Source organism: Hephaestia caeni, assembly GCF_003550065.1.
GTDB classification, from domain to species: Bacteria; Pseudomonadota; Alphaproteobacteria; order Sphingomonadales; family Sphingomonadaceae; genus Sphingomonas; species Sphingomonas caeni_A.
This window is the reverse complement of the sequence record NZ_QXDC01000002.1, coordinates 55,918-76,123: the sequence shown is the minus strand read 5'-3', so window position 1 is coordinate 76,123 and position 20,206 is coordinate 55,918. Positions and strand designations below refer to the sequence as shown.

At 63.2% G+C, this 20,206-nt stretch carries 14 protein-coding genes; 1 reads left to right on the top strand and 13 read right to left on the bottom strand.

All coding sequences use genetic code 11. The features are described 5' to 3' along the window. Positions 1 to 119 precede the first annotated feature (119 nt). A complete protein-coding gene (locus DFR49_RS00310; protein WP_170150876.1) occupies positions 120 to 1,499 on the top strand; it encodes an Nramp family divalent metal transporter in 1,380 nt (459 codons plus the stop codon). A 23-nt stretch (positions 1,500 to 1,522) separates the two neighbouring features. Here the strand turns inward: DFR49_RS00310 and tpiA are convergent, their stop codons facing one another. The 13 genes from tpiA to DFR49_RS00245 form a co-directional block, all read right to left on the bottom strand. After that, on the bottom strand, positions 1,523 to 2,269 hold the full coding sequence (gene tpiA, locus DFR49_RS00305) for a triose-phosphate isomerase (protein WP_245968303.1): 747 nt from the start codon (positions 2,267 to 2,269) through the stop codon (positions 1,523 to 1,525). A 113-nt stretch (positions 2,270 to 2,382) separates the two neighbouring features. Next, on the bottom strand, positions 2,383 to 3,297 hold the full coding sequence (locus tag DFR49_RS00300; RefSeq protein ID WP_119034075.1) for a dihydrodipicolinate synthase family protein: 915 nt from the start codon (positions 3,295 to 3,297) through the stop codon (positions 2,383 to 2,385). Between the two features lie 88 nt (positions 3,298 to 3,385). Continuing rightward, positions 3,386 to 4,822 carry a sulfatase gene (locus DFR49_RS00295; protein WP_170150875.1) on the bottom strand — a complete coding sequence of 479 codons (1,437 nt, stop codon included), beginning with the start codon at positions 4,820 to 4,822 and terminating at the stop codon, positions 3,386 to 3,388. A gap of 95 nt (positions 4,823 to 4,917) precedes the next feature. Further along, positions 4,918 to 6,093, bottom strand: coding sequence for a four-carbon acid sugar kinase family protein (locus tag DFR49_RS00290; RefSeq protein WP_147373601.1), 1,176 nt, complete (start codon positions 6,091 to 6,093; stop codon positions 4,918 to 4,920). Positions 6,094 to 6,098: 5 nt separating this feature from the next. After that, positions 6,099 to 7,139: a 4-hydroxythreonine-4-phosphate dehydrogenase PdxA gene (pdxA, locus tag DFR49_RS00285; RefSeq protein WP_119035184.1), complete on the bottom strand. Its 1,041-nt coding sequence runs from the start codon at positions 7,137 to 7,139 to the stop codon at positions 6,099 to 6,101. A gap of 108 nt (positions 7,140 to 7,247) precedes the next feature. Further along, the gene (locus DFR49_RS00280; protein WP_170150874.1) at positions 7,248 to 10,079 is read right to left on the bottom strand and encodes a TonB-dependent receptor; all 2,832 of its coding nucleotides are present in this window, start codon (positions 10,077 to 10,079) and stop codon (positions 7,248 to 7,250) included. 213 nt (positions 10,080 to 10,292) lie between these two features. Continuing rightward, positions 10,293 to 11,303 (bottom strand): LacI family DNA-binding transcriptional regulator, encoded by a 1,011-nt coding sequence (locus DFR49_RS00275; RefSeq protein ID WP_119034071.1) that lies wholly within the window; start codon positions 11,301 to 11,303, stop codon positions 10,293 to 10,295. A gap of 65 nt (positions 11,304 to 11,368) precedes the next feature. Beyond that, a complete protein-coding gene (locus tag DFR49_RS00270) occupies positions 11,369 to 12,535 on the bottom strand; it encodes an enolase C-terminal domain-like protein (RefSeq protein ID WP_119034070.1) in 1,167 nt (388 codons plus the stop codon). 43 nt (positions 12,536 to 12,578) lie between these two features. Beyond that, the gene (locus DFR49_RS00265) at positions 12,579 to 13,361 is read right to left on the bottom strand and encodes an aldolase/citrate lyase family protein (RefSeq protein WP_211325776.1); all 783 of its coding nucleotides are present in this window, start codon (positions 13,359 to 13,361) and stop codon (positions 12,579 to 12,581) included. Positions 13,362 to 13,435: 74 nt separating this feature from the next. Continuing rightward, entirely contained in the window at positions 13,436 to 15,094 is a 1,659-nt protein-coding gene (locus DFR49_RS22080) for a right-handed parallel beta-helix repeat-containing protein (RefSeq protein WP_211325775.1), read from the bottom strand. An 11-nt stretch (positions 15,095 to 15,105) separates the two neighbouring features. Next, on the bottom strand, positions 15,106 to 17,703 hold the full coding sequence (locus DFR49_RS00255) for a LamG domain-containing protein (protein WP_119034068.1): 2,598 nt from the start codon (positions 17,701 to 17,703) through the stop codon (positions 15,106 to 15,108). 184 nt (positions 17,704 to 17,887) lie between these two features. Further along, positions 17,888 to 19,198 (bottom strand): enolase C-terminal domain-like protein, encoded by a 1,311-nt coding sequence (locus tag DFR49_RS00250; RefSeq protein ID WP_119034067.1) that lies wholly within the window; start codon positions 19,196 to 19,198, stop codon positions 17,888 to 17,890. Then, complete coding sequence (locus DFR49_RS00245) at positions 19,195 to 19,887, bottom strand: fumarylacetoacetate hydrolase family protein (RefSeq protein WP_170150873.1); 693 nt, start codon at positions 19,885 to 19,887, stop codon at positions 19,195 to 19,197. The genes DFR49_RS00250 and DFR49_RS00245 overlap by 4 nt, the downstream gene beginning before the upstream one ends. Between the last annotated feature and the right edge of the window lie 319 nt (positions 19,888 to 20,206).

Sequence of the window (20,206 nt, the reverse complement as noted above, 5' to 3'; positions counted from 1 at the left end):
ATATTTACATGTCACGCCGATCGCAGCGAGGTCAGCTCAAACATAGCGACCCGAAACGGGGAGGATTGCGTGTCGATTCGAATGATCGCCGACGAGGCCATTGGCGTGCCGTGGCGCGCATGAAACCGGCTGCCGACGCGCTCATGCCGCCCGGTGCCGGCCCCGCCGATCGCCCCGAGGCGGGGCTGTCGCAAGCGCCGCCGACGGGCCTTCGCGGCTATCTGCGCGGCATGGGGCCGGGCCTCGTGCTGGCCATGACCTTCCTCGGCACCGGCGATCTGGTGAGTTCGAGCGTTTCCGGCGCGAACTACGGCTACGCGCTGATGTGGACGCTCATCATCGCGCTCGCCGCCCGCTATTTCATGATTTCCGCCATCGCCAAATACAAGTTGCAGAACCGCTTCGGCGACCATTCGCTGCTCGCCGGCTACCAACGCGTATGGTCGGGCTTCCCGATGTTCTTCGCGGTGACGATGCTGTTCTACGGCATGATCGTGCAGGCGGCTTTCCTCCGGGCAGGCACCGTCGGGCTTTTCGAGCTGTTCGGCCGCCACGGCGGCGAATGGGGCCATTTCTTCTGGGGTGTGCCGATCGTCGCGCTGACGGCCGTCGTGTTGACGCGCGGCAGCGCTTTCCGCTTCCTCGAATGGAGCGCGAAGGTCGCGTCGATCGTCATCGTCGGGTCGTTCCTGTACGCACTCATACGCATCGGCCATATCGATTGGGGCGCACTCTTGCGCGGACTCACGTTCGACGTGCCGGCCGACAACGGCCCGTTCGACGCGCTGTTCATCGCCGTCGCCACGATCGGGACGATCGGCGGGTCGGCGGCGAACCTGCTCTATCCCTATTTCATGGCCGAACGCGGCTGGACGGGGCCGGAACACCGCAAGATCCAGAATTTCGATCTTCTATCCGGCATCCTGCCGCTGCTGCTGATCAACATCCTGATCTGGATCGTTGCCGTGGAAACGATCCGCGGAACCGGGTTCACCGTCTCCAACGAGGAGGGGCTGGCACGCATGATGACGCTGGCGGTCGGCCCGATCGGGCCGACGTTGCTGTGGATCGTGTTCGGCCTCAAGGCCTTCACCAGTTTCCCGGCGCAGGCGCACGGCTTCGCCAAGCTCATGTTCGACGGCCTCCATCGCGGCACCGCGCGCGGCAGCCGTCACGAGAAGGTCACCGACGATCGATGGTTCAATCGCGCGATGATCGTCTTCTTCATCATCGTGCCGCTGGCGATCACGTTGCCGGGCGCCCCCGATCTGGTCCATCTGAGCATCTTCGGCACCAGCGTCGTCACTGCGTTGACGCTGCCGCCGATCCTCCTCGGCATCCTGCTGATGACGTCGAGCAAGCGCTTCATGCTGCCGCAATATGTCAATCGCTGGTGGGAAACGCTGATCCTGGTGATCATTTCCGCGGTCGGGATCTGGTCGCTTTACGCGATCCTGACGAATCTGACCGATGCGATCGCTCGCGCGTCGGCGGGATGAGAACGCAGGCAGGCGCCTCCGTTTCAGCGTAACCGAGACAGGCTATGGCGCGCGGCGGCGGCGATGATGGGCGCGAGTCGTTCGGCGGTCAGGCTTGCGCCGCCGACGAGAACGCCGTCCACCGTCTCCAGACCCAGGATTGCATCGGCATTGTCTCCGGTCACCGAGCCGCCGTACAGGATCGGAACATCGGCGCCTTGGTCGCCCAGCCGATCCTGAACCGCGCGTCGAATGTCGGTATGGATCGTTGCGATTTGCTCACCGGAGGCTGATCGGCCGGAGCCGATCGCCCAGAGGGGTTCGTATGCGATCATGAGACGATCGGCCCTCGCCTGCGCCGGGAGCGACGCTGCCACCTGGCGGCACACGAACGCCGCCGGATCGCCCTCGCGGCGCTGCGCTTCCGATTCACCGACGCAGAGGATGACACCCAGGCCGTGGGCGATCGCAGTATCGAGCTTGGCGTTGACGATCGCGTCGGTTTCACCGTGGTCCCGCCGGCGTTCGCTATGGCCGATGATCGTCAGCCGCGCGCCGGCGTCCGCGATCATTGCCGCGGAAACATCGCCCGTATGGCTGCCGCTCGCGTGCGCGTGGCAGTCCTGCGCGCCGATGATCGGGTCGCGGGCGCGCTGCGCCGCCGCCATAAGCAGCGTCGCGGGAAGACAAACCGCCACATCCACCCGCGCATGCCGTGCCGCTTCGGCAATGCCATCAAGCTCGACAAGCGCGGCCGACGAGCCGTGCATCTTCCAGTTGCCGACCACCATTTTGCCACGCCGCTCAGCACCGCGCGAAGCAAAGAACGAGTCGCCCGCAGCAGCCCTGGGACCGGGCCGATCCCCGCAAAGCATGCCAGCCACGCGCGCGCCTCCGGCCGCCGTCAGCCCAGATAGGCGCCGAAGCGGACACGCACCTCCTCAGCGACGCGCGCAAGTTCGTCGTCGGCAAGGGGCTGCATCGGCGGCGCCACGTCGGGGCCGCACAAACCCGCCGCCGCCATCATTGCCTTGAAGACGGGAATCGCCCGGCTGAGGATGCGCCCTTCCTGATAATAACGGCTGATGTCGTCGGTGACGGATTGCAGCCGATCGGCCTCGGCGACATCGCCTCGCTTGGCCGCATCATAGAGGGCGCGGTACAGCGCGGGCACCAGATTGGCACTGCTCGGCACGATGCCGTCCAGCCCGTTTTTGAGCCCGTGCGCGGATTTGGCCGCCCAGCCGAGGTGAAAGGTAAAATCCTCACGCTCCCGCCAAAGCGCCAGCGCCTCATCCAGCCGTTCATCGCCGCGTTCCGAATCCTTGAAGCCGACGATATTCTCGTGGCGGCTGAGTTCATCCACCAGCGCAAGCGGCATCGACAGCCCGGTGGTGACCGGAATGTTGTAAAGGATGACAGGCAGCGGCGATCGCTCGGCAAGCGCCAGATACCAGCGTTTCATCTGGTCTTCGTCGATCGCGTAATAACACGGCAGGTGCGCAACCACGGCGTCGGCGCCCAGCGCCTGATATTCCCGCGCCTTGTCGATCGCCGAGGCCAGGCGGTTGTCGGCAATGCCGGCATAGACCAGTTGCCGACCCGCGGCCTGATCGACGGCTTCACGGACCAGCGCGGCCTTCTGCGCGTCCGACAACGACGCGGATTCCCCGGTCGTGCCGGCGACGAAGGGCGCGCACCGCGCCGAGACGCTCGCTTCAACGATACGGCGCGTCGCGGCGGCATCCAGGTCGCCGTCGGCGGTCAACGGCGTAATCATCGGCACGACGACACCGATATAGCGTTCCTTGTTGGTCATGCTTTGCGGTCCACCTTCGAACAGCGGCTGAACGTATCAATGACGATTGGCGCCATCGGGCGACGAAGACGTTGCGGCGGCATTCCCACTATTTCGAATCGTCTCCCTTGGAATCCGCGAAACGCCAGTCGACCCGCTTGATGTCGAAATTCGGGTTGGGCGTCATTTCCCCGGCCCCCACCTTCTTGCGCCAGTTCTTCAGCGCGGCGGCCATCTCAGCGACGATCTCGGGCTTTTCGGCGCTGAGGTCGTCCGATTCGTCCACGTCCGCATCCATGTCGTACAGCGTGTATGGCTTGCCGGATTCCCCGATCGACCCTTCAAACCATTCGATCAGCTTGTACTTGCCGCGGATAATGGCACCCCCCGGCTTGAAGCCGAGATGGTGATAGTGCGGATAGTGAAAATAGAGCGTGTCGCGCCCGTTCGATCCCGTGCCGGTCAGCGTCGGAATCATCGACATGCCATCGATATCCTTCGGCAGCCGCTTCGCCCCGATCATGCCCGCGAAGGTGGGAAAGAAATCGTCGGACGTTACGAGATCCCTCGCCACCGATCCCGGCGCCACCTTGCCCGGCCATCGGACGGCGAGCGGAACGCGAAGGCCGCCCTGCCAGACCGTCGCCTTGCCGCCCCGGTAAGGATATTGGGACTGCAATTGTTCGAGCCCGCCATTGTCGGAATAGAAGATCACCATCGTATTGTCGTCGAGGCCGTCCTGCTTCAGCCGGGCGAGCAGGCGACCGATGCCCTTGTCCATCGTCTCGATCATCGCGCCCATGACGGGATTGTTGATCGGATCGTTCGAATGCGGCTTCGCGGCGTATTTCGCGATCAGTTCGGGCCGCTCCATGATCGGCCGGTGCACCGCATGATAGGCGACATAGAGGAAGAAGGGCTCGTTCTTGTGCCGATCGATGAACTGGAGCGAGCGCTCCGTGATCTCGAGCGTGTGATGCGCGTCCTTCAGCGGATCCGCATCGGGTTCCGGCTTCACGGTCGTCAGCACTTCGTCGAATCCCTGGCTGCCGGGGTCGCCGGGACGGACCGGATCGTAGATCTTGTCCTCACTGAGATGCCATTTGCCGAACAGGCCCGTGGCATAGCCCTTCGTCTTCATCAGTTCGGCAATTGTGAATTCCTGCACAGGCAGCGCGGGCACCTTGTACGGCGTCTTCAGCAGGGCATAGGGATAGGGGCTACCCGGAATATAATCGGTGATGTGCGTTCGCGCGGGGCTCTTTCCGGTCATGATGCTCGAGCGGGTCGGCGAGCACACCGATGCGGCCGCGTAGGCATTGGCGAAGCGCATGCCGTCTTTCGCGATCGAATCGATATTGGGCGTCTCGTAATAGGTGGAGCCATCGAACCCCACCTGATTCCAACCCAGATCATCGGCAAGGATGAAGACGACATTGGGGCGCGCCGGTTCGGGCGCGCGCGCCTGAGCATTCGCCTGGGTCGGGCCAGCAAGCGCTGTCGTCAATCCCAGCGCCACCAGACACTTTTTCACCGCAGATCGCATGGTTCCTCTCCTTTGTGGTCCGGCGCCCTCGCCGCAGCGCACGCCAGCATCGGCGGCGTTAGGGACGACGACAGCGCAATCGGGGACGCGCATCTTCACAGCCTTTTCTCGTCGAACTTCCAGATGACACTCGGCCATGAATAGCTGCCGGGCTTCATGGTGACGTGAAGCCCGTCGCGCCCCGCGACCCGCATCCGGGTTACCCCGGCCGATAGCGCCTGAACAGGAAGAAGGGTTTCGATGTTCAGCGCTTCCATGACGGCCTGTGCCGTCGCCCCGCCCTCGATCATGAGTTCGTCAGGGGCCGCGCGGTCGAAAACGCGGGCGACGCAGCGGGCGAGGACGCGCGTGACGTCCGAGCCTGCGAAACCCACGCCACGCGTCGATTGGGGAGCGAACAGGATGACGTCGTCGTAGCGCTCGAACGCGCGGACGACATCTTCCGCCCAGGCTTCGATCAGATCCGGGTCGAAGTCGCGGTCGAAATAGATGGCATCGGGCACATAGGCGACACAATGGCCGTTTGCCGCCGCCGTGCGCACCGCTTGCCCACTCGCCGGAAACCGGCTTCCACAGACATACAGCGATTTTGCCGCCTTGAACGATATCGGCGCGCCGCTCGGCGCCCCCGCCGATGGCCGCAGACGATCGAGCAGCGCCGAAAAGAAGTCGGCGGCACCGGCGGGCACCACATCATCGGTTACCTTTTCCGCCCACGCCGCAACGTCGGCGGGCGTGCGGGTATTGCCGATCGCGATGCCGTCGCCGGCGCCGCCATAGTCATCGATGTCGAAGCAGGCGAGGTCGGGATAGCCGCGCTCTTGCAGGATATCGACCACGCGAGAACTGCCGGTCGCCACGGCATTGTCGGCGGCGAAGCCGCTTTCGGCGATCGGCGTTCCCGACACGAAATAGATGCCGTCCTCGATCGTCCGCCCCAGTGATGGATTGGCAGGCACCAGAAGCGCGCGCGACTTGCCCTGAGCCTCCATCATCGAACCGAGTTCGGGCCCGATATGGCCGCGCAGCACCGAATCGACCTTCTTGAAGATCATCCTGGGCTGCAAGGCCATCAGGCCGGCCGTCAGGCGCGCCGATTCCTTGCTGGCATCGGTGCGCCCGATCGAGCGCATATTGGTCGCGATTACGAGGACGTCGGAGGTGGTGGCATGCACCGTGCGGGTTTCGATCGCCGCGGTGAAGCCCTTCGCCAGGACGATTCCGGCGATTTCGGCAGCGCCTGTGAAATCGTCTGTGATGACTGCAAGCATGACCGTCAGTTCCCGGCCGCGGCCGACCGGCACAATCTGACGGCATAATCGATCGCCAGATCCATCGCGTCGGCGCTGGCGATGTTGCGCCCCGCAATCTCCATCGCGGTGCCATGATCCACCGAGGTGCGGATGATCGGCAGCCCGAGCGTGATGTTCACGCCGCGTACGCTCTTCATCGCCTCGACGCCGCGATCCCAATCGAATCCCACGACCTTGAAGGGGATGTGCCCCTGATCGTGGTACATCGCGACCACGCCGTCATAGACGCCGCCGATCGCCTTCGGGAACAGCGTGTCGGCGGGCACGGGGCCGTCGACGCGATAGCCGTCGGCGCGCGCGCGGAGGATCGCGGGCAGGATTTCCTGCCGTTCCTCGTCGCCGAAAAGGCCGTTATCGCTGGCGTGGGGATTGAGCCCCGCGACGCCGATGCGAGGCTCCGCGATGCCGAGTTGCCTGCACGCGCCGTCGATCAGTTCGATGGCAGCGAACACCCTCTCTTGCTTGACGAGATCGCACGCTTGGCGCAGCGAGACATGGGTGGAGACATGGACCACCCGGAGGTTCTCCTCGACCAGCAGCATCGCATATTGCTCGCTGCCGGTATGGGTCGCGTAAATCTCGGTATGGCCGCCGAACCGGTGGCCGGCGAGATGCATCGCCTCCTTGTTGATCGGGCCGGTGACGGTAGCGTCGACCTCGCCGTTCATGGCGAGTTCGATCACCTTCGCGACATAGTCGAACCCCGCCTGGCCGCACATCGCATCGACCTGGCCGAGGCGAAACCGGGCCATGTCCACATTCGCGAGATCGTAGACATTGATGATACCCGGCGCGAACGTCGCCTGATCGACGGCGGTGATCGCGTTTATGTCGAGCGCCACCCCGGTAAAGCCGATCACGTCCCGCACGACGTTGGCGTCGCCGACCACGATCGGGTGGCAGCGACCGAGCATGGCGGGATCGGCAAGCGCCTTCACCGTCACCTCGGGGCCGATCCCCGCCGGATCGCCCATCGAAATACCAAGGACATAATCGTTACGCATCAACGCGAACCCCAATCACTGCCGGCTGGATATCGTGGGGCGCAGCACCCACCGCTTCGGCAGGCGCACGCGCCCTGCCGCCCAATCCCGTGTTCCCGCTTCCCATGATCAGAATGTGTACCGCGCGCCGATCGTGATGGTGCGGCCCGTCAGCGAATATTCGTCCGATCGGGTCGGCCGACCGAAATAGGCGTACTTTATGGCATTGGTCAGATTGTTGCCCTGCACGTACAAATCGAGATGATTGCGGAACTTGTACGTGAACGAAAAGTCGACCGTAACGAGTTTATCGTCCCAGAAATCTTCCTCTTCGTTGGCGCCAACTTCATCGATCGATTTTCCGGTGTAGTTGAGCGCAAGCTTCGAGAGGATCGCGCCCCGCTCATAGGTGAGCGCCAGATTGCCGACATGCTTCTTCTGTTGGGGCAATGCTCCGAGCGACGTGCGCTCGCTGTCCGGTGCCAGATTGACGTTGAAGGCATCGGTATAGGTGTAATTGGCATAGATCCCGAAACCGGAGAGCAATCCGGGAAGGAAGGTGAATTGCTGCTGCCAGGCGATTTCGGCGCCGACGAGTTCGGCACTCGCCCCGTTGGCATATTGCTGCACTTCCAGGCCGGCATACGGGCCGTCGGGCTGGTCATATCTGGAGAGATAGGTGAAGTTCTCGATCTTCTTGTAAAAGATCCCGGCAGACAAAAGCCCGAGCCGCTTGAAGAAATGTTCGCCGAGCAGATCGAAGTTGTGCGAGACAGCCGGATTGAGCCCTGGGTTACCCCGCACGATCGCCCCGTCGATCTCACCGTCCTCGATTTCGACGGACGTTGTCGAATAGGGAGTCGCATCGAAGAAGTTCGGCAAGGCGAGCCCCTTCGAATAGGCCGCGCGAATATTCGTGCTTTCACCAATCCGATAGCGGAATTGAAGATTGGGAAAGAAATGATGATATTTGCGCTTGGAGTTAACCAATTCGTTGAGGATGACGACGCCATCGGTGCCGGTATCCTGGTTGGTCTCCAAAATCAGGTTGGTCGCACTATAGTCGAGCTTGCGGAACTCGGCCCGCACCCCGGCCAGGACGAGCAGGTCGCCATATTCCTGAGTCGTCATCGCATAGACGCTCGAGATGGTCTCCTTCGCGTCATACGGCTCACCGAGGCTGACCTCGGCGCGCTGAGTGAGTTCGAAGCTCGATAGATTGTCTTCCCAGAATTTGCGGAAGGCGTCGCGATCGGTCGTCGGGCCGACGCTGTAACCGTTCTTCAGGTGATATTCGTCGCGCGACGCGATGAAGGGCGTCAGCGTCAGATCGTCGTCGCCCGCCCAATGGTATTGGTTGCGGATATCCGCGCGGACCTTGTGTTGCCGACTGTACTTGGCGCCGATCTTGATGCTGCCGGTATCGCTGCCGAACGTGATCGGCTTGGTGAAATCGAGCCGCGCGGTATCGATCTTGCTGGTCGTGTTCTCGTAACGGAGGTCCAGCGTGTCGAATTTGTAGATGTCGCCATCGGTCAGGTCGACGCCGTTGGTGATCGTCCAGTGCGGATGGCGGGTGTCCAGATCGCTGAACGCGTAATCGAGCCCTCGCGCCTCGAATTCGGGCTTGAGCTGGCCGTTGCTCTTCTTCGTATAGGCCTTGCTGTGCGACAGCGAGAATTCGATCGTCGAATCGCCGATATATTGCTCGCCGCCGAGCATGTAGGAGGTGATCAACTGCCGCTCCATCCGGTCGTGCAGCCCCATGATGGCGCGCGCGCCTTCCACCGCATCGGCCGACAGATAGTCCCCGCGATCGAACCGATGCCGAAGATTCTGGCGATCCTGGTCGTCATAGCGAACGTTATAGACGCCGGACGCGTACAGGCTGGTGGTGGGGCTGGGTCTGAAATCTATGCGACCGTTGACTCCGTACCAATCGCGGACATTCTTGGAATAGGTCGCGGTCGCCTCTCTGAAGGCGTAAGGCAACGTATTGCCGTTCACGTCCTCATTTTCTTCCCACCGCGCCTCCATGATATGCTGCTCGGTATTGGTGCGCGCGAAGTTGGCGCCGAGTGCCAGCCCGATGCTGTCATCGGCACCGATCACGTCGGAGAAGAAGCCCGAAGCACGCAGATCGGTGCCGTCCGCGATCGAATTTCGGCCGGCGCCCGCATCGACGACGATCCGGCGCCCGTTATAGTCGAACGCACCGCGCGTCTTCAGGTTGATCGCGCCGCCGACCGCCGTCGCATCCATGTCGGGCGTGACGACCTTGGTGACCTCGATCCCCGAAAGCTGCGCTGCGGAAACCACGTTGAGTTCCACCGACCGATCGGAGGAGTTCGAGAAGGCGACCTGCTCGCCGTTGATGGTGACCTCGGTCATCTGCGGCGCGGTGCCGCGGATGGAGACGAAACGCCCGTCGCTCGAAACACCCGGTACGCGCGACAGCACGTTGGCGGTATTGAGATCGGGGAAGCTCGAGATCATCTCCTCGGAGATGACGTTCTTGATATTTGCGGCTTCCTTCTGTTCGTTCAACGACTTGGTCGTGCCGAACCGATAACCCTGCACCAGGATCTCGCCCATGTCGGCGCGCCCCGACGCGATGTCGCTCGCCTCGGCCCGGAGGGCGATCTTCTTGGCGATCGCACCGTTGTCGCCGATCGTGACGGTGTCGCGGTAATCAGCGAAACCGACATAGGAAACGGTCAGCGTGTACGTTCCCGGCGCGATGTCCGCCAGGCGATAGCTGCCGTCGCGGCCCGTGACGGCGCGATATTCGGTGCCCTCCAGCGTGACGACCGCTCCGGGCAGCACGTTGCCGCCCCCTTCGCTGGAAACGGTGCCGGTGATGCTCCCTGCCGATTGCGCATACGCCGCGCTGACGATGGCAAGGTTGAACGCTGCACCGCAGATGGTGGCGCCCATCATCGCTTTGAAACCGTGTCCCATTCCCCCTCCCCTCCTGGCATTTTGACACAGACTTCCCCGCTCCACCGCACGCATGTTCCGTGGTGGATGAGCGAAAATCCTGCCGTTGCTCGATCTAGTGATGCTTTAATGGCAACGTTTTCATTGGGGGTCAAGAGTGTTTGCGACGTGGCCGCGGCAGGGCGAATCGCAGGCACCGCTCACGTGCGGACCGGTTCGCCAATTTCAGATATTTTAGTTTCTTGTCAGTTTCTTGCAAGACTTCCGCTTGACCAGCGTGGTTTCGAAAATGACATTCGTGCTGTGCCGGGCCGCCGCCCCGACTCGCTGGATCAGAAGTTCGGTGGCCTTGTTCCCGATATCGTAACCCGACTGCTGAACCGCCGTAAGCGGCGGATTGAGCGACACTGACCAGTACATATCGTCGAAACCGATGATGGAAATATCATCCGGCACAATGAGATCGTTATCATAAATCGTCTTGAGAGCGCCGAGAGTCAGCAGATTGTTCGCGGCGAAAACCGCGGTCGGGCGTTCGGCAAGGTCCAACAGTTCCTGCATGATCGCCGCGCCGCTTTCGTAATCGGATTTGGAATAGCGGACCAGTTCATCGATCACATCGACGCCGTGCTTTTCCATCGCCGCCTTGTACCCGCCGACTCGCTCGGTGGTCGTCGGAATATGCGACAGCCCCGCGATATGTGCGATCCGGCGGTGCCCCAGCTCGATCAGATATTCGGTCGCGGTGAAAGCGCCCTTGCGGTTGTTCACCTTCACCACATCGACGTCGACGTCACCAAGGCCGCGATCGATGCAGACGACGCTGAACCCTTCCGCGATGGCATCGAGGATATGCCGGTTCTCGCCCTGCGACGGCGCGACGATAAGGCCGTCGACCGCCTCCGACTTGAAGATATCGAGATACAGCTTCTGGCGCGTTTCGTTCTGCCCGAAATTACCGATCATCACGGCGAAATTATGCTGGTAGGCATAAGCCTCCACCCCGCGGATCACGTCGACGTAGAACGGATTCTGGATATCGGGCAGCACCAGGCCGATCAGGCCCTTGCGCGCCGAACTGCGCAGCCGCTGCGCCACTCTGTTGGGCACGTAATTGAGTTCGCGGATCGCCGCCTCCACCCGTTGGCGGGTCTTGGGATCGACGAGCGGCACGTTGTTGATCACCCGCGACACAGTGGAAATCGAAACCTTGGCGTAATCGGCCACCTTGCGCAGGCTGGTCATGGTCTTCAATGGTTCCGTTTCGAGTGATGCGTCGCGATGATCGGCGTCAATGATGCCAAGCCGTTCTATGACAACGTTTCCGTTGACAAGATACGATAAATTTCATCGATCGCCTCATACCCGATGCCGGGGTGGTCGGTCAGCGTGACCTTGCCGTTCGCCAACGTCATGTCGGGGGCGAACCGGCCGAAGGGCTCGAATACCTTCGGATAGGCCTCGTTACCCATCAGGCCCAGGCCGGCGGCGAGATGAAGCCCGAACTGATGCCCGCCGTGCGGCACGCACCGCCGCGCCGACCAGCCGTGCGACGCCAGCATGTCGAGCGTGCGCAGATACTCGACAAGGCCATAGCTCAACGCGGGGTCCATTTGCAGGTAATCCTGCGCCGGATCGAGGCCGCCGTACCGCACGAGATTGCGCGAATCGACCATCGAGAAGATATTCTCGCCGGTCGCAATCGGCATCGACGCCGCCGCCGCGACCTCGGCCAGTCCCGCGAAATCCAGTACCTCGACCGGCTCCTCATACCATCGCAGCCCATAAGGCCGCATCGCCCGCGCGTAAGCGAGCGCAGTCGCGACATCGAAGCGGGCATTGGCATCGACGGCCAATGCGTCACCGCCACCCGTAACCGCAAGCGCGGCCTCGATCCGCCGGAGATCGTCCTTGAGCGGGGCGCCGCCGATCTTCATCTTCACGGCGGTGAAACCCATGTCGAGATAGCTTTTCAGCTCGTCCTGAAGCTTCGTTTCCTGCTCGCCCGGATAATAATAGCCGCCCGCGGCATAGACCTCGACAGCGGGGTCCGCGACGACGCCGCGATACCGATCGGCAAGCAGCCGATAGAGCGGCACGCCTTCGGCTTTCGCGGCGAGATCCCACAACGCCATGTCGATAGTCCCCACGGCCACCGATCGCTCGCCGTGGCCGCCGGGCTTCTCGTTGCGCACCATCGTGTCCCAGCATTTGAAGGGATCGAGGACGCCCGACGCATCGACCAAGGCGTCGGGATCGGCAGCGAGGAGCCGCGGAATGATCCGCTCGCGCAGAATGCCGCCCTGCGCGTATCGGCCGTTCGAACTGAACCCATAGCCCACCAGCGGCCGCCCCTCGACGACATGGTCGGTCCTGACGGCGACGGCCGAAACGGTCATCGCGGAAAAATCGATCACGGCGTTGCGGATCGGCGAGCCGATCGAAACGGTTTGCTCGACGATCTCGGTGATTTTCATGACATCTCCAGACGCGGTCATCCGCGAGTGCCGGGTATTCCCGTCACCACGGCATCTTGCGATGGGTATGATCGCGGCCGGCCTCGGCCGAATCCTCACGCCGCCCCGCGCCGATCATCACGCCACGATCGAGCTGCGCCGCGACATTGTCCGGCAGCACGTTGTCGAGGAAGAATATCCCGTTCTTCCTGGTGAGCGCGAGCACCTTGTCGCCTGCCGCATTGACCTCGGGCGGCACGGGCGGATCGGCGCGGCCCTCGAGGTGGCCGTAGGACAACCCCATGTCTCGCGGCCCGTGCTCGGCGAAGGCGATCCCCGGCACGGCGAGCGTCCTGGGCGCATTGGCGAGCGCGACGCGATCCTCGATCTTCACCCCGAGCATGATCTCGCCCTTGGGATTGAGCGGCCAGACGTCCGCTCGCTCCAGATATTCCCGCGGACTCACCCCCCACACCCAGGCGGCGAATTTCTGGCTTCCCCATCCGCGCAGGCCTTCGCCGACACTGTTCGTGCCCTGCTTGTGAAACGGATAGCGCGCCGCGCGCACATAGCGTTCCACGGCTTCGGGGTCCTGTGCGCGGGCGAGGTGGAGGCCATGCACGCCCTGCGCCAGCGCCTGCTCGATCATCCAGCTATTCGCCTCGACCGCCTGTGGGCTGGTTCCGAGCATCGGCAGCACCACGATCACCGCCGGGGTGCGGTGCCCGCTCCTGGTCGGCCCCGCATCGACCAGCCCGCGCATGAACTCGTGAAGCAGCGCGAAATCGAGCGGCGCGTGCTCCATATTGTAGGTGATATAATCGGCCCAGGTGCCGCCCAGGCGCACCCCTTCGTCATAGCCGCCATAGGCATCGGCATAATAGATCGGCTGCCCGCGCTCGAGCAGCTCGATCGCCTTGTTTATCCGGTGGGGAGCCCAGCTAGGGTCTTTTTTTTTACGGCGTCCGCCCCCTTCCCGGCACCCTTCGAATCCGCGGTCTGGCGGTATTGCGACACGACCGTCAGGTTGCGGACGCCGCGCATGTCGCCCCACAGCGTCAGGCTGTTCGCGGTGGCGTTCTTGATGACTGCCCATTTGCCGTCGCCGAACACCGCGCGGCCTTCGAGATCAGCCGGGTCGATCGGATCGGCAAGCAACATCCTCGTCTGATAGCTGTCCGTGGCATAGGTGACGCCGAGCGGGGCGATATGGCGCTCGTCGTCGATAAAGCTGGGCTCGCCCGTTTCGTTACCCTTGAATCCGTCGCGGAACAGCGAATTCGTCACGCGCGCCTTGGTATCGTATTCGATCGAGCCCCAGACGATGTTGTTGTCGAAGATGCTGGGTTTCAGATAATCCTTGCTCTCGATCAGGATGAGGTTCTCGAGGATGGTGTTGTTGACCACCTTCGTCTCGGTGCGCTGGAGGTAGAAGCCCGAATTATAGGCGGCGACATTGCCTTCGATCAGCCCGCGCGTCTCCATCGTGATCCGCGTCGCGCCCGAATTGCGCGAGGAATTGCTGTTGCCGAACAGCCGGTTGCCGATCACGTTGACGAAATAATCGCTCGCGGGGGGCATCGGATCGAGCGGCGCGCCGTAACGATGCTCCTGTCCACCGACAAACAGCCCGCCCGCATCGTCCCCCGCCTCGTTGCCGACGATCAGATTGTCGCGCACCTGCGGCGATGACCACAAGGCGACGAAGATGCCCCCGGCATCATTCTTCGCGAGCGCCTTGTTGTTGAGGACGACATTGCCCTCGACGATCGGCGCCGACCAGTCGAAGATCGATATGCCGCCGCCGTCGCTGCTGCGCATCGGATCGTCGAGGCCGGCCACGTTGTCGAGAATGACGTTGTCGGCGATCTTGCCCTTGCAGCGATGGTTGAACGCGATCGCCGCGCCTCGGCCGTTCTCGGTCTGGTTGCCGACGAAGAGGTTGTTCGCGACGATCGGGGCGCCGCCGTTGGTGCAATAGAGCGCGCCGCCGTCGTTCGCCGTCTCGTGCCAGTATTTCGGCTTCCAGTTCTGCGGCCCCAGCGTTTTGTTGGCGGTGAAGATGTTGTTCGAGATGACGGGAGACGTGCCGTCGATCCGAACGCCGCCCCCCGTGCCACGAACGACGCCGCCGCGAACCTCGAAGCCGTCGAGCGTCGCGTGGTCGGCCGCCACGAGCACGCGGCCGCTGCCCTTGCCGGCAAGCGTCGTGCGATGCGCCCAGATATCGCGGCTCCAGTCGGCGGCGTCGAAACCGCCGTACAGATCGATGCCGGCGGGCAGTTGAAGATTTTCTGTGGGATAGCTTCCCTCGGCGACGAGAACCGCGGTCGGTTGAGCGGTTTTGGCAAGCGCCGCGAGCGCCGCGCTCACGGTCGCCCAGGGCGCCTGCTTCGTGCCGCGCGCGGCGGCGTCCGATCCGTTCGCCGCCGATACGTAGACGACGTTCTTATACGCCGTCAGATCGACGGCGACGGTCCGCGGGCCGTCTTGCGCCGCGGCGGCGACGGCCCCGCCCGAAACCCCGGCAACGATCAGCATCGTCCGGCCGACGCGCATGGCGGTTCTCAAAGTCTTCACGATCCGTCCCCTCAATTGCCGGCCGAAGCGTCGGCGCTCCGGGCAAATTCCATCGAGTACAGTTTTGAACCACGCAGGCGGAAGACGAGCCTGACTTCCTTGCCCGCAAGCGCCGATACATCGACGCCCTTGTTCAGCCATTTGACGTCTTCGCTGATGAAATCGCCGTTGATGTAAATGCAATCATCCACGCCGAACCCCGGGATCGGGCGGCCGCTCGCATCCACGAACCCGACCTGCGCATAGCCGGTGGCGTCGGTGTCGATGTTGAGCTTCAGCCGGTCGCCGTCGAACACGAGCGGCTTGGTCGTCACTTCGATTTCATGATCGTAAGGGCTGTCGAGCGACACGAAACCGTCGAGCCGCTGCACCAGCCGGTAGACGCCGCGCTCGTCCTCCGTCCGCTTGATCGCCGAGTGATATTGCGTTTCGCCGAAATAATATTGCCAGATCTCGTCGCCGCGGCGAACCATGCCGTGGGCGATATAGGCGGTCTTGACGTCGCGCCCTTCGTGAAGGCCGATACCGACGTAAGCCGGCCGGGGGGATCGCGTCCAATCGAGGCCGTTTCGGCTGACCGAAATCTGCGTCTCGAGAGGGCCGGAACCGCGGCCTTCTTCTTTCGAACCCAGCGCCTGCCGGGCGGGAGGGCCGACATCGTACTGAAAATACGCCACCGGGAACGCGAGATAGGTATCCGGCGCCCAGCGATATTTGGTCGCCTTGGTGAGGTAGAAATCCACACCGATGGGATCCATCGGCTCGGGATCGAACGCGTGCGGCAACTCCAAGCCGAACCCGCCCGGCGTGAGCGGGCCGTTGTCGAGGAACCAGGGCATCAGCCCGTCCATTTTATAGCGCTTCGCCAGCTTGAAATAATCCTGCTGGGTCAGCGGGGTGTAGTGGATCGGCACCCCGAGATCCTTTTGCTGCGTGAGCACCGAACTGCGAAGGCGAAGCGCATCGGAGCGGTGATAGCTCACAAAGGTCTGGCGCTGATCGTCGTAGAAGGTGGCGGTTTGCGAGCCGGCGCGGAACGGCACCGACGCCGTCCGTTCGCGCTTCCAATGATAGCCGTCGGGCGAGGTCCACAGATAGATGCCGCGCCGATCGGTGCCGGAGAAATATTTCCAGCGTTCCTGCGGCGGCGCCTCGCGGTCGATGAAGGGATTGCCCATCCCTCCCACTGCATCGGGAATGACGATGTTGCGACGGCCGGAATAGACGCCGTTGCCGACATCCGGCGCAGTGAAGTGAATGCCGTCTTTCGACGTGTAGACCGCCAGATAATCGTCCTCGACCGAATTGTAGATGCGGATGACGCCGTCATCATCCTCCTCGACGGTCAGATGCTTGCGGAACGGCCCCTTGATATCGCCCATCACCCGCTCGGCGCGCCGGGGCGGGTTCACGACGAGCTTCGCATCGCCGAGCCCTTCGAGGATCTTGCCGTCGATGAAGAGATATTTGCGCGCGCCGAAATCGAGCGGAGCGCCCGGCTTCACATCCGCGAACAGCGGATGAGGCCCCTGTGCCCGCTTGATCACGGGACGCGGCTCGACAAGGCTCGCGGGCGGCGTGAAATCGCCCTGGTAGCGCGCGCCCGCCGAAAAGCGCACTTCATCGAGCGCGCCCTTCAGCCCGGATTGCCAGCGCGCATTCTTGCCGATCGTGAAATAGGCTTCGTCGCCGCGTGGAAGCTCCTCGATCGGTGCGGCGTTCGGCAGGCGCTGCGCCTTGCCGTCGACGAAGTGGACGAGTTGATCGGTCGCGGCATGATAGACGAAGGCGTAATGGTGCCAGCCGTCGGACGTCGCCGCCCGATCGGTTGGAATGTCGAGGTTGAGGCCCGTCGGCTGGTTCACCAGAACGAAGCGGCTGCCGTCGGCGGCGAGCCGCAATTGCGTGATCTTGTCGTTCTCGCCGCGCGGACCGGTGCCGATCTCGAACACGACGCCGTCTTCGCTCAAGGGCTGGCCCGCGCGGGTGTACCAGAATTCGACGGTCCAGTCGTAATCGCCCAGATTGAGGTCGGTATCGGTCGGGTTGGTGAAGCCGACCTCCTTGCGCAGATGATCCTCGCCGTCGGTGATCAGGGTCGCGAACTGCGCGTTGAACCAGGTGAGCGGCGGCACGGTGCGCCCCGGGGCCGGGGGCAGTTCCACGAGACCGAAGCTCGCCTGCTCCGCCGTCCCCTTGGGAACGGTGAACCTCGGCTGCGGCGTCAGGAACAGCGCGTTACCGAACTTGCCGGACTTGATCGTGGCAGCCTGCCCGAGCGCCATCACCAGATCGTTCGGGCTCGAATCGTCGAGCGGATGGCTCGGATACAGCCCCACGGATTCGTCGAACGCCCAGAGCGCCGTCGTGCGGACATCCTTGCGTGCCCGGCGCGCGGCCTTCACCGCCGCGGGGATATGGCGATCGGCGTTGCGGATGCCCGTTTGCTTGCCGTCGCCGTTCAGAACCGCGCCGCCCCGGGCGAGCGGCACGGTTTCATTCGCAGCTTGCGCGACCGCGGGCGACGACACCGCGCCGCACGGAAACCCCGCGACGGGAAGCAGCGCCAAAAGCGCGCTGCGCCGCGCACTCGTTCCGAACATCCTCATCCGTTCTCTCCCCCTGCTGCGACACCCCGGGTTTCTCGCTCTCGCGGAGGGGCGTTCGATCGCTCGCCGTTTATGCGAACGTTTTCATGAAGTGTCTATAATGGTCTTTCGGTGTCGTCCGCAAGACCAAAGGTACGTCTTTCAATCCCGCCGATCGAACCGATCGGTCGTTCGGCGCCACGCGTCAACGATCGACATAGGCGCCGTCGCCGGTTTGCAGGGTTTCCCAGTTCTTGGGCTCGTACGGATATCTGGCGGCGACTTTCTCATCGAGGTCGACGCCCAGCCCCGGGCGGCTCGGAGGATTGCCGTAACCCTTGTCGTACGAGAAATGGCCGCCGTAGAACAGATCGTCCCAGAACGGATCTTGCCCGCTGCCGATCTCGAGAATCGTGCAATTGGGCGTCGCCATGCAGACGTGCATTGATGCCAATGTGCTGACTTCGCTTTGCGGATTATGCGGCGACACCTCGACCCTGAAGGCGTCGGCGAGCGCCGCGATCCGGCGCAGCTCGGTGATGCCGCCGACATGCACGACATCGGGCATGATCACGTTCACCAGCATCTCGCTGCAAAGCGGCGCGAAATCGAATCGGGTGGTCAGGCGTTCGCCGGTTGCCAGCGGTACATCGGTATGCTCGCGGATATACCGCACTTCCTGTAACACCTCGTTCTCGAGTTGCGTGACCTCCTCCACCCAAAGCGGATGGAACGGCTCCACGCGCTTGCAGAATTCGACCGCAGTCGAGGGCGTGGGCTTGCCATGCGCCTCGACGATGATGTCGAAATCGGGCCCGACCACCTCGCGCACCTTGGCCAGATGCTCGACGCCCTTGCGGATCGATTCGCGGTGATTGATGGGATGGCCGCCGGGATAGAAGCCGCCTTTCACGCAGGTCCAGCCTTCTTCCTTGCGCTGGCGCCATTGATCGAGTTCTTCCTGCTCGGATCTGGGCTTGCGCTTCTTGCGATGGCTGATCCGCCGCAGATAGCCCTCGTGGCAATAGAGCCGCACCTTGTCGCGCGCCTTGCCGCCCAGAAGCTGCCAGATGGGGCGGCCCAGCACTTGTCCCAGAATGTCCCAGAGCGCGATGTCGATCGCCGCGATCGCCGACATCAGGATCGGCCCGCCGCGATAGCGCGGGCCGATGAACATGCCCCGCCAATGGCGTTCGATCTCGGTCGGATCCTTGCCGACGAGATAGCGCTTATGCTCCTCGATCGCCGCGGCGATGGTCGCGCCCTTCGCCGCCAGCGTCGCTTCGCCCAGGCCGGTAATACCCTGATTGGTATAGACTTTGACGAACGCGAAGTTCTCATCCCCGCCGCCATCGACCAGAAAGGTCTTCACGTCGGTGATCTTGAGGTTGAGCGGCTTTGCATCGGCATGCGTGCGCTCGATCGGGCCCGCCGCGGCATCCGCGCGGCCGCCCGTCACCAGCGGCGCGGTGCCGGCTGCGCCCAGCGCGCCGGCCAGGAAATCCCGCCTGTTCATTCCCGATTTCCTCCCGTCTGCGGACGAACGATCGCATTGCTGAGCGTCCCGAGTCCCGTGATGGAGGTCACCACCGTCTCCCCGGGGTGGACGACGAACGCCTCGGTAGTGCCGGTGAAGATCACGTCGCCCGGCTCCAGCGTCATGATCTTCGACAGGTCGGCGACGATCTGCGCCGGGGAACGGCGCAGGCCGTCGGTGCTGTTGCGATATTGCACGCGCACCTTGCCCGATGCGTCGCGAATGACGAGCGAGCGATCGCGGCGCCGCCAATCCACCCCGGCGTGGATGCACGGGCCGAACGGGGCGAACTTGTCGCCGAGCTTCAGGCCCGCCGCCAGCATCTGTTCCTCGCGCCCCGGATTGTCGCCGGTGATTTCCCGATAATCTTCCGCCGAACCAAAGATTTCGGTGCCCACGGCATAGCCGAAAATGGCGGCACCCGATTCAGCCACGTCGGCTTCCTTCACGCGTTTGCCGATCACCAGCACGAGTTCGGCTTCGACCTTGAGGCTGGAAAGGACCGAAGGAATCGCGACCTCGTCGCCGTCCGTGGCGGCGGCGGAGGCGGATTTGGCGAACCAGCGGATCGTCGGCGGCAGATCGCCGGCCGGATCGACATAGGCACCGGCCAACCCCAGAATCGTGCGGGGTTCTGCCGGCGGCAGCAGCACGGCATTGGACGCCATCAATACGCCCGTTTCCTGCCCTCCTGCCCAGGGCGCCTTGTCGAGCAGATGAAAGCCGCCGAGCGATTGCCGCGCATATCGGGCGCCGTCAGCCGTCGAAATGCGGCAAAAGACCGCCCCTTTTTCAGACGATTGAGGGGATGCCGCGGTTCCGCAGAACAGCAATGCCAGACTGCAAACGATTGCATGACTGCGCTTCATAAGATCCCCTCCCCCGTTCCGAGCTTCTGCTGCTCACGCACCTGTCGTCGGCCGGGAACTCGCGTTGTCTTCGCCATAACCCGCAACAATGGGAGCGCTTGCACGCTCAGGCGTCCTC

Bases quoted from the DNA above. Each gene is read 5' to 3' on its own strand.
- DFR49_RS00310 (WP_170150876.1), top strand. From the start codon at position 120: ATGAAACCGGCTGCCGACGCGCTCATGCCGCCCGGTGCCGGCCCCGCC.
- tpiA (WP_245968303.1), bottom strand. From the start codon at position 2,269: ATGGTGGTCGGCAACTGGAAGATGCACGGCTCGTCGGCCGCGCTTGTC.
- DFR49_RS00300 (WP_119034075.1), bottom strand. From the start codon at position 3,297: ATGACCAACAAGGAACGCTATATCGGTGTCGTCGTGCCGATGATTACG.
- DFR49_RS00295 (WP_170150875.1), bottom strand. From the start codon at position 4,822: ATGCGATCTGCGGTGAAAAAGTGTCTGGTGGCGCTGGGATTGACGACA.
- DFR49_RS00290 (WP_147373601.1), bottom strand. From the start codon at position 6,093: ATGCTTGCAGTCATCACAGACGATTTCACAGGCGCTGCCGAAATCGCC.
- pdxA (WP_119035184.1), bottom strand. From the start codon at position 7,139: ATGCGTAACGATTATGTCCTTGGTATTTCGATGGGCGATCCGGCGGGG.
- DFR49_RS00280 (WP_170150874.1), bottom strand. From the start codon at position 10,079: ATGGGACACGGTTTCAAAGCGATGATGGGCGCCACCATCTGCGGTGCA.
- DFR49_RS00275 (WP_119034071.1), bottom strand. From the start codon at position 11,303: ATGACCAGCCTGCGCAAGGTGGCCGATTACGCCAAGGTTTCGATTTCC.
- DFR49_RS00270 (WP_119034070.1), bottom strand. From the start codon at position 12,535: ATGAAAATCACCGAGATCGTCGAGCAAACCGTTTCGATCGGCTCGCCG.
- DFR49_RS00255 (WP_119034068.1), bottom strand. From the start codon at position 17,703: ATGAGGATGTTCGGAACGAGTGCGCGGCGCAGCGCGCTTTTGGCGCTG.
- DFR49_RS00250 (WP_119034067.1), bottom strand. From the start codon at position 19,198: ATGAACAGGCGGGATTTCCTGGCCGGCGCGCTGGGCGCAGCCGGCACC.
- DFR49_RS00245 (WP_170150873.1), bottom strand. From the start codon at position 19,887: ATGGCGTCCAATGCCGTGCTGCTGCCGCCGGCAGAACCCCGCACGATT.